11 protein-coding genes are annotated in these 15427 nt (G+C 73.8%); 4 read left to right on the forward strand and 7 right to left on the reverse strand.

Annotated features, from left to right (window positions below; all coding sequences use genetic code 11):
- The first annotated feature begins 139 nt into the window (after positions 1-139).
- From rsmG to OG823_RS16840, 4 genes are all read left to right on the forward strand, one after another.
- Positions 140-931, forward strand: a complete 792-nt coding sequence (gene rsmG, locus OG823_RS16825) for a 16S rRNA (guanine(527)-N(7))-methyltransferase RsmG (RefSeq protein WP_371480382.1) — start codon at positions 140-142, stop codon at positions 929-931.
- A 354-nt stretch (positions 932-1285) separates the two neighbouring features.
- Positions 1286-2257 (forward strand): ParA family protein, encoded by a 972-nt coding sequence (locus OG823_RS16830; RefSeq protein WP_371480383.1) that lies wholly within the window; start codon positions 1286-1288, stop codon positions 2255-2257.
- Positions 2254-3384, forward strand: coding sequence for a ParB/RepB/Spo0J family partition protein (locus OG823_RS16835; protein ID WP_371480384.1), 1131 nt, complete (start codon positions 2254-2256; stop codon positions 3382-3384). Before OG823_RS16830 ends, OG823_RS16835 begins: the two co-directional genes overlap by 4 nt.
- 167 nt (positions 3385-3551) lie before the next feature.
- Complete coding sequence (locus tag OG823_RS16840) at positions 3552-4169, forward strand: GNAT family N-acetyltransferase (protein ID WP_371480385.1); 618 nt, start codon at positions 3552-3554, stop codon at positions 4167-4169.
- Positions 4170-4251: 82 nt separating this feature from the next.
- Here the strand turns inward: OG823_RS16840 and trxA are convergent, their stop codons facing one another.
- The 7 genes from trxA to OG823_RS16875 all read right to left on the reverse strand — a co-directional run bounded on the left by trxA (position 4252) and on the right by OG823_RS16875 (position 15381).
- Positions 4252-4578, reverse strand: coding sequence for a thioredoxin (trxA, locus tag OG823_RS16845; protein WP_371480386.1), 327 nt, complete (start codon positions 4576-4578; stop codon positions 4252-4254).
- A 145-nt stretch (positions 4579-4723) separates the two neighbouring features.
- Positions 4724-5689: a thioredoxin-disulfide reductase gene (gene trxB, locus OG823_RS16850; RefSeq protein ID WP_371480387.1), complete on the reverse strand. Its 966-nt coding sequence runs from the start codon at positions 5687-5689 to the stop codon at positions 4724-4726.
- Between the two features lie 296 nt (positions 5690-5985).
- Positions 5986-6954: a hypothetical protein gene (locus OG823_RS16855; protein WP_371480388.1), complete on the reverse strand. Its 969-nt coding sequence runs from the start codon at positions 6952-6954 to the stop codon at positions 5986-5988.
- Positions 6951-7661, reverse strand: a complete 711-nt coding sequence (gene sigM, locus OG823_RS16860) for an RNA polymerase sigma factor SigM (protein WP_371480389.1) — start codon at positions 7659-7661, stop codon at positions 6951-6953. The genes OG823_RS16855 and sigM overlap by 4 nt, the downstream gene beginning before the upstream one ends.
- 73 nt (positions 7662-7734) lie before the next feature.
- Complete coding sequence (locus tag OG823_RS16865; protein WP_371480391.1) at positions 7735-9921, reverse strand: serine/threonine protein kinase; 2187 nt, start codon at positions 9919-9921, stop codon at positions 7735-7737.
- Between the two features lie 268 nt (positions 9922-10189).
- A complete protein-coding gene (gene murJ, locus OG823_RS16870; RefSeq protein ID WP_371480392.1) occupies positions 10190-12778 on the reverse strand; it encodes a murein biosynthesis integral membrane protein MurJ in 2589 nt (862 codons plus the stop codon).
- Between the two features lie 47 nt (positions 12779-12825).
- On the reverse strand, positions 12826-15381 hold the full coding sequence (locus OG823_RS16875) for a DUF6049 family protein (RefSeq protein WP_371480393.1): 2556 nt from the start codon (positions 15379-15381) through the stop codon (positions 12826-12828).
- Positions 15382-15427 lie beyond the last annotated feature (46 nt).

The raw sequence follows: 15427 nt of genomic DNA on the forward strand, positions 1-15427 counted from the left end.
CCACGATGAAGGTCGACCCCGTCCGCCACGTGCGGGCGGGGTCGTCGTCCCTTTGCGGAGCGCACCGTTTGGCGAGAGATGTTTCACGTGAAACGGTGCTGGAGTGCGGGTCGGTGGAATCGTGAGCGGAGAGGCTGAGATGGACACGGAGAGTGGGGCTCCCGGCGGCGAGGCGGTCGCCGAGGGTGCAGGGAGCCCGGGCGAGGCGCCGGCGGCAGCGCGGACGATCTTCGAGGACCGCTTCGAGTCCGCGGTCCGCTACACCGAGCTGCTGGCCACCGCGGGGGTGCAGCGCGGCCTGATCGGCCCCCGCGAGGTGCCACGGCTCTGGGACCGCCACGTACTGAACTGCGCCGTGCTGGCCGAGCTGCTGCCGGCCGGCGCCTCGCTCTGCGACGTCGGATCGGGCGCCGGGCTGCCGGGCATCCCGGTCGCGCTGGCCCGTCCGGACGTCTCGGTCACCCTGCTGGAGCCGCTGCTGCGCCGCACCACCTTCCTGGAGGAGGTGGTCCGCGAGCTCGGTCTGGAGAACGTCACCGTGGTGCGCGGCCGCGCGGAGGAGATGATCGGCAAGCTCGCGGTGGACGTGGTCACCGCTCGCGCGGTGGCGCCGCTGGACCGGCTGGCCGGCTGGGGGATGCCGCTGCTGCGTCCGCACGGGCAGATGCTGGCGCTCAAGGGCGACAGCGCGGAGCAGGAGCTCGCCGACAACCGGGCCGGACTGGCCAAGCTCGGCGCCGTCGAGTGGTCGGTGATCTCGGTGGGCGAGGGGACGCTGGAGACCTCGACCCGGGTGATCCAGGTCAAGGCCGGAGAGAGTCCCGGGGGAGTGAAGGCCGCCACCCGGCGGGCGAGGGCTGCCCGGGCCGGCCGGGCGGCCACCGGAAAGACTCCCGAGCGCGGGCGCGGCGCGGGGCGTCGCCGACGCTGAGCGCGGGGGCCGGCGCCGATCCGGTGCCGGTTGACCGGCCCGGTCGTCCGGGGCGTGACAGGACCGTCGTACGGGCGGGTGGCCTTCCGGCCGCCCGCCCGTTGCCGTTCCCGGGGGCGGGGCCCGGCCCCGGTGCTCAGCGGGTGGCGGGCGGGTGGCCGGAAGGGGCCGACCGGGTGACGTCGGCACGCCGGAGTGTCGGGGCGTCAGATTTCCGACAAAGCGGGCATGGTGTTTCACGTGAAACGTCGCTCCCTGCTTTCCGGAAGTTTTGACCTGCGGCTTCGCCGTGGGCTTGGTCGCAGCCGGGCGGCGACTGTTGCCGCTCCGGTTTCACGTGAAACACTGACCCCCATGCAGGACTCGGAGACCATCGACCAGATCGATGACACGCCCATCGCGCGTGCCGCCCAGGCCGCGGTCCAGGCCATCGGACGGGCCGGTGAGGGGCTGCCCAGGCCGGCCACGACCCGCGTGATCGTGGTGGCCAACCAGAAGGGCGGGGTGGGCAAGACCACCACGACCGTCAACATGGCCGCCTCGCTCGCCATGCACGGACTGCGCGTCCTGGTGGTGGACCTCGACCCCCAGGGCAACGCCTCGACGGCGCTCGGGATCGACCACCACGCCGAGGTGCCGTCCATCTACGACGTCCTGGTCGAGGGCAAGCCGCTCGCCGACGTGGTGCAGCCGGTGGTGGACGTCGAGGGGCTGTTCTGCGTCCCGGCGACCATCGACCTGGCCGGCGCGGAGATCGAGCTGGTCTCGCTGGTGGCCCGCGAGGGCCGGCTGCAGCGCGCCATCGCCGCGTACGAGCAGCCGCTGGACTACATCCTGATCGACTGCCCGCCCTCGCTGGGACTGCTCACGGTCAACGCGATGGTCGCCGGGCAGGAGGTGCTGATCCCGATCCAGTGCGAGTACTACGCGCTGGAGGGTCTCGGCCAGTTGCTGCGCAACGTCGAGCTGGTCAGGGCGCACCTCAACCCGGAGCTGCACGTTTCCACCATCCTGCTCACCATGTACGACGCCCGGACGAGGCTCGCGGCCCAGGTGGCGGAGGAGGTGCGGACGCACTTCGAGCAGGAGGTGCTGCAGACCGCCATCCCCCGTTCGGTCCGGATCTCGGAGGCGCCCAGCTACGGCCAGACGGTGCTGACGTACGATCCGGGTTCCACCGGTGCGTTGTCGTACCTGGAGGCCGCTCGCGAGCTGGCCTTCCGGGCGGTGACCGCCGGGTCCGGCTCGGTGGGGCAGCAGCGCGGCGGTGTCGCGGCGCCGGCTGCCCACACGGTTCAGCACAGTACGACGGAGGGCAATCGGTGAGTGGTCGCAGGGGTCTGGGACGAGGGCTCGGGGCACTGATCCCGGCGGCGACGCCGGCGGCGACCGGTGTGGTGACAGCCCCCCGGACGGCGGAGCCGGCTCCGGGTGACACGGGCGTGGAGCGTCAGCGGACGCCCGCTCCGCTGACGGCGACCGGGCGTGGCACGGTCGCGGCGAAGGCCGCGGCGGAGAGCGTGCGCGAGCAGCAGGGGGAGTCGCAGCAGTCCGACCCGGCACTCGGCCGCCCGGAGCCCACGGACGGGTCGGAGCGGCTGGCGCCGGTCACCGGCGCCAGGTTCGCCGAACTGCCGCTGGACTCGATCACGCCCAACCCGCGCCAGCCGCGTGAGGTCTTCGACGAGGACAAGCTGGCCGAGCTGGTCGCCTCCATCAAGGAGGTGGGCCTGCTCCAGCCGGTCGTGGTGCGCCAGGTCGGGACGGAGCGCTACGAGCTCATCATGGGCGAGCGGCGCTGGCGGGCCTCCCGGGAGGCCGGGCTGGAGCGGATCCCCGCGATCGTCCGGGCCACCGAGGACGACAAGCTGCTGTTGGACGCGCTGCTGGAGAACCTGCACCGGGCGGAGCTCAACCCGCTGGAGGAGGGCGCCGCGTATGACCAGCTGCTGCGTGACTTCTCCTGCACGCACGACGAGCTGGCCGACCGGATCGGCCGCTCACGCTCGCACGTCACCAACACGCTGCGGCTGCTGCGGCTCTCGCCCGCGGTCCAGCGCAGGGTCGCGGCCGGTGTACTGACGGCGGGCCACGCCCGGGCGCTGCTGGGGGTCCAGGACGGCGAGCGGCAGGACCAGCTGGCGAAGCGGATCGTCGCGGAGGGTCTCTCGGTGCGGACCACCGAGGAGATCGTCGCGTTGATGGACCGCGAGGAGACGCCCGCGCGTTCGGCCGGCCCCAAGGCCGGCAAGCTGCTCTCGCCCGCCTTCAACGATCTCGCGGGCCGGCTCTCGGACCGGTTCGAGACCCGGGTCAAGGTCGAGGTCTCGCAGCGGAACGGAAGGCTCGGCAAGGGCAAGGTGGTCCTGGAGTTCGCCTCGGTGGAGGACCTGAACCGCATCCTGGACAGCCTGGCGCCGGGGGAGGACGGGCTACGGCTTTCGGGGAGCTGATCCGGCACCCGGCCGGGCTGTGCGCGAGCAGTCGAACCGATGGGTGCATGTTTCACGTGAAACGCGGCCGAACGAGCCCCGTTTCACGTGAAACATGCACCCATCGGCATGTGGACCTGCGGGCCAGAGGGGGGAATGCTCGAAGTGAGGACGAGGAGGTGCGGGGCATGGGACGCCGGATCGCCCCGCTGACGCTGGACAACCTGGGAGACCTGCCGACGACCTGTCGCTCCTGCGTGTTCTGGGAGCTGGACCCGGTCAGTGCGAGAGAGGCGGTCGAGGCCGGAAAGCCGGAGGCGGAGAAGGAGGGGTGGATCTCCGCCGTCCTGCTGGAGTGGGGATCCTGCGGCCGGATCGCGTACGTCGACGACGCCCCGGCCGGATTCGTGCTGTACGCGCCGCCGGCCTACGTCCCCCGCTCGCTCGCCTTCCCCACCAGTCCGGTGTCGCCCGACGCGGTGCTGCTGATGGTGAGCCGCGTCCTGCCCGGGTACCAGCGGCAGGGGCTGGGCCGGGTGCTGGTCCAGACGGTGGTGAAGGATCTGATGGGGCGCGGGTTCCGGGCGATCGAGGCCTTCGGGGCGATCGGACCGGACCGCCCGAGCTGTGTCCTGCCCGTCGAGCACCTGCTCGCGGTGGGCTTCAAGACCGTCCGGCCGCACTACCGGTACCCGCGCCTGCGACTGGAGGCCCGGAGCACGCTGTCCTGGAAGGGCGACATGGAGGTGGCGTGGGAGCGGCTGCTCGGCGGGGCGCGCAAGGAGCCGGCGCTGCGTCCGTTCTGATCCGGGGAACGCGGGCCGCCCGGATCGTGGATGTCGCAGACGCGGGCGGGAACGAACGACGGTGGCGGATCGATCGGCCGGACTAGAGGAACTCGGCCAGCTCGCGCAGCAGCGCGGCCTTCGGACGGGCACCGGTGATGGACTTCACCGGCTCGCCGTTCTGGTAGACGATCATCGTCGGGATCGAGATGACGTTGTAGGCCGCGGTCGTCTGCTGGTTGGCGTCGACGTCCAGCTTGGCGATGGTGAGCTTGTCGCCGTGCTCGCCGGCGATCTCCTCCAGGATCGGGGCGATCTGACGGCACGGGCCGCACCAGGTCGCCCAGAAGTCGACCAGGACGGGCTTGTCACTCTTGAGGACGTCGGCCTCGAAGGACGCGTCGGTCACGATGTTGGTGGCGCCGGCCACGGGAGCTCCTCAGGGTCACGGACGGGGATTACTACCGGGACAACAACGGCGGGTGCCGATATGTTTCTGCCCCGGCCCGGGGAGGGTGTGTTCCACGTCTGTGCCACGTGAAACCCGCCCGCCCGGATCGATCGGTGGGTGGGGGTCAGACCGCGACGGCGGCGGCCTGGTTCTCCAGGTCGTCCAGCGCGGCGAGGTAGCGCTCGGCGTCCAGCGCGGCGGAGCAGCCGGTGCCGGAGGCGGTGATCGCCTGACGGTAGGTGTGGTCGACCACGTCGCCGGCGCCGAAGACGCCGGGGATGTTGGTGCGGGTGGAGGGCGCCTCGACCTTGAGGTAGCCCTCGGCGTCCAGGTCGAGCTGACCGGTGAACAGCTCGGTGCGCGGGTCGTGGCCGATGGCGATGAACAGGCCGGTGACGGCCAGCTCGCGGGTCTCGCCGGTGGTGGTGTCCCGCAGGGTGACGCCGGTCAGCTTGGGGTCGCCGTGGATGGCCTCGACGGCGCTGTCCCAGGCGAAGCCGATCTTCGGGTCGGCGAAGGCGCGCTCCTGCATGGCCTTGGAGGCGCGAAGGCTGTCCCGGCGGTGGATGACGGTGACGCTGCGGGCGAAGCGGGAGAGGAAGGTGGCCTCCTCCAGCGCGGTGTCGCCGCCGCCGACCACGGCGATGTCCTGGTCGCGGAAGAAGAATCCGTCGCAGGTGGCGCACCAGGAGACACCGCGACCGGAGAGCGCGTCCTCGCGGGCGAGGCCGAGCTTGCGGTGCTGGGAGCCGGTGGTGACGATCACGGCGCGGGCCCGGTGGACGGTGCCCTCGGAGTCGGTGACGGTCTTGACGTCACCGGTGAGGTCGACCGCGACGATGTCGTCCGGGACGAGCTCGGCGCCGAAGCGCTCGGCCTGCGCCCGCATGTTGTCCATCAGCTCGGGGCCCATGATCCCGTCCCGGAAGCCGGGGAAGTTCTCCACCTCGGTGGTGTTCATCAGGGCGCCACCGGCGGTGACGGCTCCCTCGAAGACCAGCGGCTTGAGCGAGGCTCGGGCGGTGTACAGCGCGGCCGTGTACCCGGCCGGGCCGGAACCGATGATGATGACATTACGGACGTCGCTCACTGCATCTCCTGGTTCGCATCGCGACCCGCGCTAGTGCGGGGAGGGCGGTCCTGCTCCGCCGCCCGGGACAACGACTGACCAGTCTCCCGCATTCCCCGGCGGATCAGTACCAGCTGCCCGCACTGTGGGCCGGCTCGGGCGCACCCGGGCCCTGAATCGGAGGCCGCCGGAGCCGTGCGCCGGTGGTTCGCCGGGTCGGCCGTCGGTGTGGGCAGCTGCGGGCTGCGGGCAGGGCTGCGGGCAGGGGGCAGAGCTTCAAGACGCCGACCGGTGCCGCGGTCCGCCGTACGCGGAGGTCAGTGGGCCGCGACGGTGCGGTGCAGCAGGACGGGGGAGGGGCTCGCCGGGCAGGCGGAGTCCACCAGGTACACGTCGAGCCGGTCGGTGTCGCCCGGCACGGCGTACACCAGGACGTCGACGGGAGTGCCCTCGAAACTGCCGTGGTCGGTGGCCAGCAGCGCCGCGGCCACCGACGGCGCGCAGGGCGGCGCCGTCGCGGTGGCGCTCACCGAGCCCTGGCCGGGCCGGACCGGTCCGCCGGCGGCCCCGACCAGCTGCTGGATCTGGGCCGGCAGGGTGGCCTCGCGGTAGTCCGGGCCGGCCGCGCCGAGGGCAGGCTGAGCGCCGGCGGCGCTCCGGGGCCGATCGGATTTGGGGGCGGTCGCACCGGGCGTGCCGGCGAACGGCGCGGCGGGGGAGGCGGCCGAGGCACCGGCGGCGGTGCTGTCGGCGGTGCCCGATCCGGGCGTGCGCAGCAGCAGCGCCCCGAAGGTGACGGCGACCAGGGCGGCGGCCGTCCCGAGCAGGATCCGGCGGCTGCGGTGCGACCGGCCGGGCCCCCTGGGCGGTGCCCCGGCGGCGGGACCGGCCGGTGGCGGCCCGGCGGTGCGGGGGCCGGTGGTGTGCGGGCCGCCGGTCGGGGTGCGGCCGGCCGGAGCGCCGCCGGGCCGAGGGGCGGCGCCCGGGGCCGCGACGGGCCCGGGCGCGGGGTCCGGGTGGTCGGCCTCGGTGGTGAGTGCGGCGAGTGCGGCGTCCAGGCGGTCCGCCACGTCCGCCGGCATGGCCGGGGTTTCCAGCTCGCCCAGCAACTGCTGCACCTCGGCGAGGTCGGCCAGGGTGTCGTGGCACGTAGTGCAGTCGGCGAGGTGAGCCCGAAGGGTCCCGGCCGCGGCCGGATCCTCGACCAGGCCCTCGGCGAGGTCGGCCAGTTCGTCGACCGAGGGGTGCGGTCCGGCCGGCTGCGGGGAGGAGGTGGGGAGCGTCATCGCGCGGTCGCATCTCCTTCCAGGATCGGCTGGGTGTCCGTCCCTGTGACGGGCCGGGACCCGGACGGGTTCCCGGTGGGTGCTGTTTCACGTGAAACATCACCCACCGGGGCGGCGGTCGGGGCCCCGGGCGCGGTGCCGCTCTCGCGCAGGTGGCGCACCAGCGGGAGCAGCCGGGCCCGGCCCCGGGCACAGCGGCTCTTGACGGTGCCCACCGGCACACCGAGCAGTTCGGCGGCCTCCGCGACGGGGTAGCCCTGCATGTCGACCAGGACGAGGGCCGCGCGCTGCTCCGCCGGCAGGGCGTCCAGCGCGGTCGTCAGCTCGCGCCGGACCTCGGCCCGGACGACCGGGTGGTCGGCCGCCTCGGAGCTGCCCACGAGCGCGTCCAGCCGTTGCGGGTCGTCGCCGAGCGGACCGGTGCGGCGGGTCGCGGTGCGGCGGGCGCGGTCCAGGCAGGCGTTCACCACGATCCGGTGCAGCCAGGTGGTGACGGCCGACCGGCCCTGGAAGGAGTGGGCGGATCGGAAGGCGGAGACCAGCGCGTCCTGGAGGGCGTCGGCGGCTTCCTCGCGGTCGCCGAGGGTGCGCAGCGCGACGGCCCAGAGCCGGTCGCGGTGACGCTGTACCAGCAGCCCGAAGGCGTCCCGGTCACCGGCCACGTGCCGGGCCAGCAGCTCGGCGTCGCCGACGTCGGGGCCCGCCATCCCCACCTGTTCCTCCCCCTCGTCGGTGACGGCAGCCGGCCGCGGTCCGCCGGTATCGGCAGCGCGGCCGCCGTCAGCTGGTGATCTTGATCTCGGCGACCTGACCCCGGAACTGGCCGTCCGCCCCATCCTTGGGGAGGGCGGTGAGCCAGAGCAAGAGGTAGCGGGTGGTCACCGGGGTGCCGGGTTTGAGCTCGGCCCGGTCGCCGGTGCCCTCCGCGACGGCGGTGTAGTCGCCGGGCCTGGTGGGGGCGGAGCCGGACTGGGCACCGGGGACCCGCAGCTCCACCCGGGTGCTGCCGACGAACTGGACGCTCACCGAGCCGACCTGCTGGGGCGAACCGAGGTCCACCAGCAGCCCGGTGCCCTCCTTGAGCTTGGGGAACTGCTCGTTGTACCCCTGGGTGGTCCAGACCGTGCCGGGGTTGCCGTCATGGGTGTTCGGCAGCTGCGAGACGTGCTCGGGCGAGTCGCCCAGCGGGTTGAAGGACTGGACGTCGGCGATGGCGACCTGGGTGCCGCCGGCGGCGGCCACCGGCCGGGCGGACGGGGAGTGCGTGGAGTCGGGCTGGACGACCGCGGGCCCGTTTGCGCCCTGGCCGCTGTCCCGCAGCTGGCCGACCAGTTGCCAGGAGGAGAAACCGACGGCGGCCAGCGCGACCGTCCAGGCGGTGACCTTGAGCGTGCTGCGCAGCCGGCGGCGACGCGGCCGGGGCGGGTAGGGGAGCTGTGGCGCGGGCCGGTGGAAGGCCGGGCCGGCCGGCCGTGCGCCCACCGTGGTCGGCCCCGGTGCGGGCGGCGTACGGCGGGGCGGGGCGAAGGCCGGCAGCTCGGGCTCGGGCTGCCGGATGCGCGGCATCAGCGCGATCGCCTTGGCGAGCTCCTCGGGCGTGCCGATCGGGGGCGCGTGGTGCGGCGGGTTCGCGCAGAAGGCGCGCGCGGCGAGCTCCGAGAGCCCCTTGTGGACGTTGGCCCTGATCTGGTCGGGCGCCACGCAGCCGAGGTTCCTGGGCAGGCCCTGAAGGTCGTACCGGTCCTCGGGGAAGGGCCAACGGTGGGTCAGCGCGGCGTAGAGCAGGGCGCCGATGGCCCGGGTGTCGGTGAGTTCGGCGTCCGTGCCGTCGGCGTCGTCGGTCAGGCCGCGCAGGGCGGCGTCCACGGCGATGCCGTTGATCCGGTACTGCCCGCCCTCGGTACGCAGCACGCAGCGCGGGGTGAGTCGCAGGTGGGCCTGGCCCCGCCGGTGGGCGGTGGCGATGGCGTCGGTGACCTGGCGGACCATCTGGTACGCGTCGTAGGGCTCCATCGGGCCGGTGGCGAGCAGCTTGGCCAGGTCGGAGGCATCGGGCAGCCACTCCCGGACGACGTACACCAACTCGCCCTCCTGCACCGCGTCCAGGACCTGGACGAAGCGCGGGTCGCCGAGCAGCGCGGCCGACTTGGCGGCGGCCAGCACGGCGCGGGAGCGCTGGTGCCCGGCGGCCAGCAGGTGGACGCCGACGGCGCGGCGCAGCTTCTCGTCGACCGCGCGCCAGCTGCTGAAGGTCTCGGTCTGGGAGATGCACTCCTCCAGCCGGTAGCGGCCGCCGATCATGTCGCCGCTGTGCCGCAGGGGGGCCGGCAGGGTGCGCGGGAGGGTGCCGGTGTCCCGGGCATCGGCGGCGGCGTCGGACGCGCCCTCAGCAGCCGTCCTGGCCGCCCTGGGACGCGGCTGTGCGGTGCCGCCGCGGGGCATCCTCGCGGTGACCGCCGCGGCGGCCGCGGCGGCCGCCGCGAGGGCGGCTCCGGCCGCCAGCTCGACGGCGATCTCGTCGGCCGAGAGCGGGGCGGTGGTCTCGGCGCCCTCCTCCCGCCCGGCGGCGGGTTCGGCCGCCTCGGCGACGGCCGGGGCCTCGGCCGCGGGCTTCTCCACGGGCTTGGCCGCGGGCTTGGTCCCGGGCTGGGCCGGGCTCTTGGCCGGAGCCACGGCCGTGGGCTTCTCCGCAGGTTTCTGCGCAGGCTTCTCCACGGGCTTGGCCGGTGCCTTGGCCACGGGCTTGGCCGGCTTCCTGGGCCCCTTCTCCTCGGGCTCGGCCGGGGCCTGCTCACGGGGTGCCTGCGGGTCCCGCCCGGTGGCGTCGGCCGTGCCGTCGGCCGGGGTCTCGTCCGGGATGCCGCCTGCCAGGCCGTCGATCGCCATGGCCAGTGCAGCCTCGTCCGCCGCCTCGTCCGCCTCCGACGTTTCGACGACCGCCTTGGTGCCATCAGCCACCGTGGTCATGCCTCCCCTTGTGTCGCCCCGGTCCCGAGAAATGCGCCGGCCAGCTCCTGGCCGAGGGCCGGGCGCGTGCCAGGTCAATTGTGCCCACTCTTACTCCTCCGGTACGACCGCTGGGAAGGTCAACAGGTTGTTCGATGTGAAGAGATCCCGTGCAGACAGGCCGCTGGGCCGGGTCCGGCACCCCCGGGGGTCACCCGATCGCCGATCCCGGCCCAGCGGCCGCCGGCCGAGCCGGCGGGGTCTGCCCGTGTGTACGGTTGACGCGTGGTCAGCGGCCGAGCCGGCCGCGGACCATTCCGAGGATCGAGTTCAGCTCCTCGATCTTCAGCCGCTTGGCGACCAGGACGAAGACCGCCAGCTGCGCGGTACCGGCCACGGCCACCGTCAGGACGCTCCCGAACCAGCCGCCGACCAGCGAGCCGATCAGCAGGCTGAGACCGATGCCGACCGCCGCGGCCGGGACGCAGGCGGCGGCCAGCCGGCTGTACGTCCGGCCGATCCGCTTGGTGTCCAGCCCGCCGATCTTGCGCTTGAGCTTCGGGATGGCCACCGCGACCCCGACCGCGTACGCGGCGCCGTACCCGAACGCCATGCCGGTGACGACCCACTGAGGCGGCAGCAGAAGGTAGCAGACGGCCGAGAAGGCGGCCTGGCAGCCGGCCACCCAGACGGTGTTGGAGAACGGCGTGCGGGTGTCCTCGTACGCGTAGAAGCCGCGCAGCATCACGTACTGCATCGAGTACGGGATCAGGCCGAGCGCGAACGCGGAGAGCATCAGGCCGATCGCGGTGCCCGAGTCGAGGGCCTGCTGCTGTCCGCCCACGGAGTAGATCGAGCGGCCGATGGCCGGGCCGAGGGCGAGGAAGAAGAAGGCGCCGGGGATGATCGCGACGGCGGTCGTGCGCAGGCCGTACGAGATGTCGTCGCGGACCGCGCCGGCGTCCTCGTCGGCGGCCGAACGCGACAGTCGGGGGAGCACCGCGCTCATGATCGACACCGCGATCACCGCGTGCGGGAGCTGCCAGATCAGCAGTGCGTTGGAGAACGCGGACAGGCCCGCGCCGTGGTCACCGGCCTTGACGCCGGCGGCCACCGCGAGCTGGGTGATCACCAGGTAGCCGGCCTGGTTGGCGAGGACGAAGAAGAACGTCCACTTGGCGAGGCGGGCGGCCTTGCCCAGGCCGTGGCCGCGCCAGTCGAAGCGCGGCCGGAACCCGAACCCGGCGGCCCGCAGGTAGGGGATCATCGCCAGCGCCTGGACGGTGAGGCCGAGCAGGGTGCCCAGGCCCAGCAGGCGCACGCCCTCGGGCGAGATGGTGGCGGGGTTGACCCCGGTGCTGCCGAAGCCGCCGTAGACCCAGATGTACGCGCTGAAGGTGAAGATCACCACGATGTTGTTGAGGACCGGCGTCCACATCATCGCGCCGAACCGCCCGCGCGCGTTGAGGATCTGGCCCATCACCACGTGGATGCCCATGAAGAAGATGGTCGGCAGGCAGTAGCGCGCCAGCGCCACCGTGGTGTCGGCACTGGCCTGGTCCGTGGTCAGCGCGTGGGCGATCAGCTGGACCAGCACCGGGGCGCCGAGCACGGCCACGAAGGAGACACCGGCCAGACCGACGATCACCAGGGTGAGCAGCCGGTTGGCGTACGCGGCCCCGCCGTCCTCGTCGTGCTTCATGCTGCGGACCAGCTGCGGCACGAAGACGGCGTTCAGGGCGCCGCCGCCGATCAGGATGTAGAGCAGGGTCGGCAGCGTGTTGGCGGCGTTGTAGGAGTCGCCCATCCGGACCGCGCCGATCGCGGCGACGATCACCATGGTGCGGACGAAGCCGGTGCCCCGGGAGACCAGGGTGCCGGCCGCCATGATGGCGCTGGAGTTCAGCAGGTTGGCTACCTTGCCGCCACCACCGCCGCCACCGGTGGCCCGGGCCTCCCGCTCCTCCTCCAGGATCTCCTCGCGCGGCTCCACCGCGGGCGGCAGCTGGACCGCGGCCACCTGCATGGTGGCCTCCGCCTCGGAGAGCGGCGGGTCGAACTCGATCGGCGGGACGAACTCCTGGCCCTGGCCGTAGCCGGGCTCCTGCCCGTGTCCGTGATCCGGTCCCTGCCCGGGGCCGTACGGAGGCGGGCCGGCCGCGTAGGGCTGTGCACCGGGCGGGTAGGCAGCGGGCGGGTAGGGGCCGGGCTGCCCCGGGTACGGGCCGGGCTGGAGCGGCTGCTGAACCTGCTGCTGATACTGCTGCTGCGGCGCCTGCTGCGGTGCCTGCTGCGGTGCCTGCGGTGCCGACTCCGGCTGCGGTGCCCCCCGGGTGCCGCCGAACAGGGCGTCCACGCCGACGTACTCGGTGGTCTCGGAGTTCCACGGGGAGGGCGCCGGAGCGGGCTCCTGCCACTGCGGCCGGCCCCACTGGGCGCCGGGTCCGCCGCCGGGGGCCCCGGTGTCGGGCGCGCCGGGCACGGGCGGCAGCGGGTTGCTCGGGGCGGCGGGGCTCTGCGGGGGCCGACCGGTGTTCGCCGCGGGCTCCTCCCAGGCCGGCCTGGCGGGGGTGTCCCAGCCCGGCTGGACCGGCGGTACGGGCGGTGCCATCGGCGTAGGGCCGGCCGCCACGGGCGTGGGGTAGCCGTTGCCCTGCGGGGGGAGCTGCGGCGGCACGTCGTACGCCGTCGGCTGGGCGCTCTCCCGGGCGGCCTGCACACCGTACGGGTCCTGCTCGGACGGGTACCCGGTGTAGGCGTCGGCCGCGTACGGGTCCTGGGCGTAGGTGTCGGCCACGTACCAGTCGCCCGAAGGCGTCTCGGCCGGCTGCTGTCCGTCGGCCGGGCTCTGTGCTCGCTCCTCGCGGGGCCCGCTCATGCCACCTCTTCGCTGTTCGGGGAGGGCGCCCTGGGGGTCGGGCGGTATCAAGGACCAACCTTCTCATCACCGGTGGCCCGATCCCGGCCATCGGCGCCGGTAGCGCGAGGTGTCTGCGCCGGCGGCCGGGCGCCGCCACCGGACGGAGCACCGGCGCCGCCCCCGGCCCCGGACGTCCCGGTCACCTCACCGGTTTCACCGGCTGAAGCGTCGTCGCCGGTCCCGTCGCCCGTACCGCCGTCGGCGGGGTCGTCGGTCCCGTCGGCATCGGCCACGGGGGCGTCCGGACCGCCGCCGTTCCCGGCGGGAGCGTCGCCGTCGCCGCCGTCCTCCTCCGGATCCAGCGCGCGCTTCTTGCGCTGCAGGTAGATCCGCAGCGCCGCCAGCACGATCAGCACCAGCCCGCCGCCGATGACGTACAGCACGCCGTCGGTCACCGAGGTCACCATGACGTTGAACCGGACCGGCTCGCCGTACTTCTGCGGGTCGGGCCCGGTGGTCCACAGCTGGGCGGTCATGGTGGCCTGGCCGTTGTTGTGGGCCTCCGCCGGGAACTGCAGGGTGGCGCTGCGCGAGGCGCCCAGGACGATGTCCGCCGCCTCGCCCACCTTGAGGCGGTTGGGCTGGCTGGAGGTGAGGACCAGCCGGAGGTTCGTGACGGTCTGGGTGAGGTCGTTGCGCACGCTCACCTGCAGCACACCGGTGTCACCCGCGAACGTGATGACACCCTTCTGCGGGACCCGGACCGCCTTGGACAGCTCCTTCAGGTAGTCCCGGACCCCTTCGCGGTAGGCGTCGCCGGCCGGGCCCTGGGTGCGCCACTCGGTGGAGACCGAGCGCGCCATGGCGGCGCTGAACGGTCCGCGCACCCGCTGCGGCAGGGTGAGGACGCGCATCAGCAGGTCCAGGTCGTGCTGGATGCCCATGGTGTCGGTGAGCGCCTTGGCGGACAGCTCCGAGGCGCGGGCCTCGGCGGGGTAGTCGGTCGCCGGCGGGACCGCGCCGTTCGCCTTCGGGTCGGCGGGGGCCTGCGCGACGGTGTCGAGCTTCACCGGGCCGGTCCACTGGCCGGCCTGGGCGGTCTGCAACGCGCTCGCCAGCGCCTTGGCGCTGTTGACGGTGAGCGAGCGCGGCGGCATCACCAGCAGTCCGCGGGGGTTGTGCGGCTCCTGCCGGGTGATCACGAAGGTCTCGGCCAGGAACCGCTGCACGGCCGCGCTCTGGGCCTGCGGGGTGTTCAGGTCACTCTGGAAGAGCGCCGAGACGGTGGGGTCGGCGACCACCCCGGTCTGGCCGTTGCCGATCGGGCGGGCCGCGCCGGGCGTGTGGTTCAGCGCGTCCGGCTCCGGCAGGCTCGCCCCGTTCACCAGCACCAGGTTGTCCCCGGCGCGCTGCGCGGTACCGGCGATCTGCTGGTCCAGGTAGCCCTCGTACGGCCAGGCCACGTCGCCCCGGACGTCCACCGAGAGCCGGCCCTCGGCCGTCACCTGCCCGGCCGTGCCGGAACGGCGCAGCGCGGTGTCGATGCCGGCCAGGTCCGCGCCGTTGTGGGCGATCGAGGCGATGTCGGGGTCGGCGTAGGGCAGCGAGACGACCTCGTCGTCCTTCTTGGCCACCGCCGCCCGCAGCTTCTCCAGCCAGGCGCTCGCGGCGGCCGTGCCGGCGCCCTGGGTGGTGTTGTCGTCCTTCGCGGCCTTGCCCTCGGTCCCGGGCTTCTGCACCCGGTAGGGCTTGGTCATCGCGTACGCGGTGTCCAGCAGGTCCGGGTCGACCACCCAGGTCAGAGCGGGCAGACCGGCGCCGATCTCGACCAGTTCGTAGAGCCGCCCGCCCGGGGCGAACTCGGTGGCCAGGCTGTCGTCCCGCAGGACGGGGATGCTCTGGTCGTTGTCGGCGACGGTCTGGGCCACCAGCTCCGGGGTGTGGGTGATCGGCCAGAGCGTGGCGACCGGCGTCGGCTGGGCGTCGGTCGGGGTGGGGTTGTACGGGAGGAAGGTCCGGGCGATGCCCAGCGGGCGCTCGCGCTGGTTGTCAGCCGTCGAGCCGCGCACGTCGACCGCGAGCTCGTACGCGCCCTCCTTCTCCAGCCCGAGGTCGGCCACCGCGACCTGGAGGGTGAACGGCTGGCTCTGGCCGGGGCCGAGCTCGTTCAGCGCGGCCTGCGGGCTGGTCAGGTCGACGCCGTCGGTGCCGGACGGGTCGCTGCGGCCGGCCACCGAGGCGAGGTCGCTGCGGAAGGTCAGCGGCTTGCCGCCGAGCGGTGCGCGCACCGCCGCGTGCGGCGACTTCAGGGCGGTCCGGCCACCGTTGGTGACCTTGCCGGTGATCGTCACGGCGCCGTTCGGGGTGGCCACCGTCGGGCTGACCGTGTCCACGGTCACGACCACCGGGTACTCGGCGGACACGGCGGCCATCAGGCCGGGGTGCGCCGGGGCGGCGGCCGCGCCGAGTGCGCCGGCCGGTGTACCGGCGCCCAGTACCAGGGCGCAGCCGGCCCCGAGCGCCGCCAGCCGTCCGGCCAGGCGCCGGGCCCGTCCGGTCCGCCCGTCGCGTCCGGGGTGTCCGTACGCCTCCAGGCCCGAGTGCCGTGCCGGCTCGCCCACGCGCTTCGCCCTCGCCGTTCTCGATCGCTGATCGTCGGATGACCGG

Source organism: Kitasatospora sp. NBC_00315, assembly GCF_041435095.1.
Taxonomy (GTDB): Bacteria; Actinomycetota; Actinomycetes; order Streptomycetales; family Streptomycetaceae; genus Kitasatospora.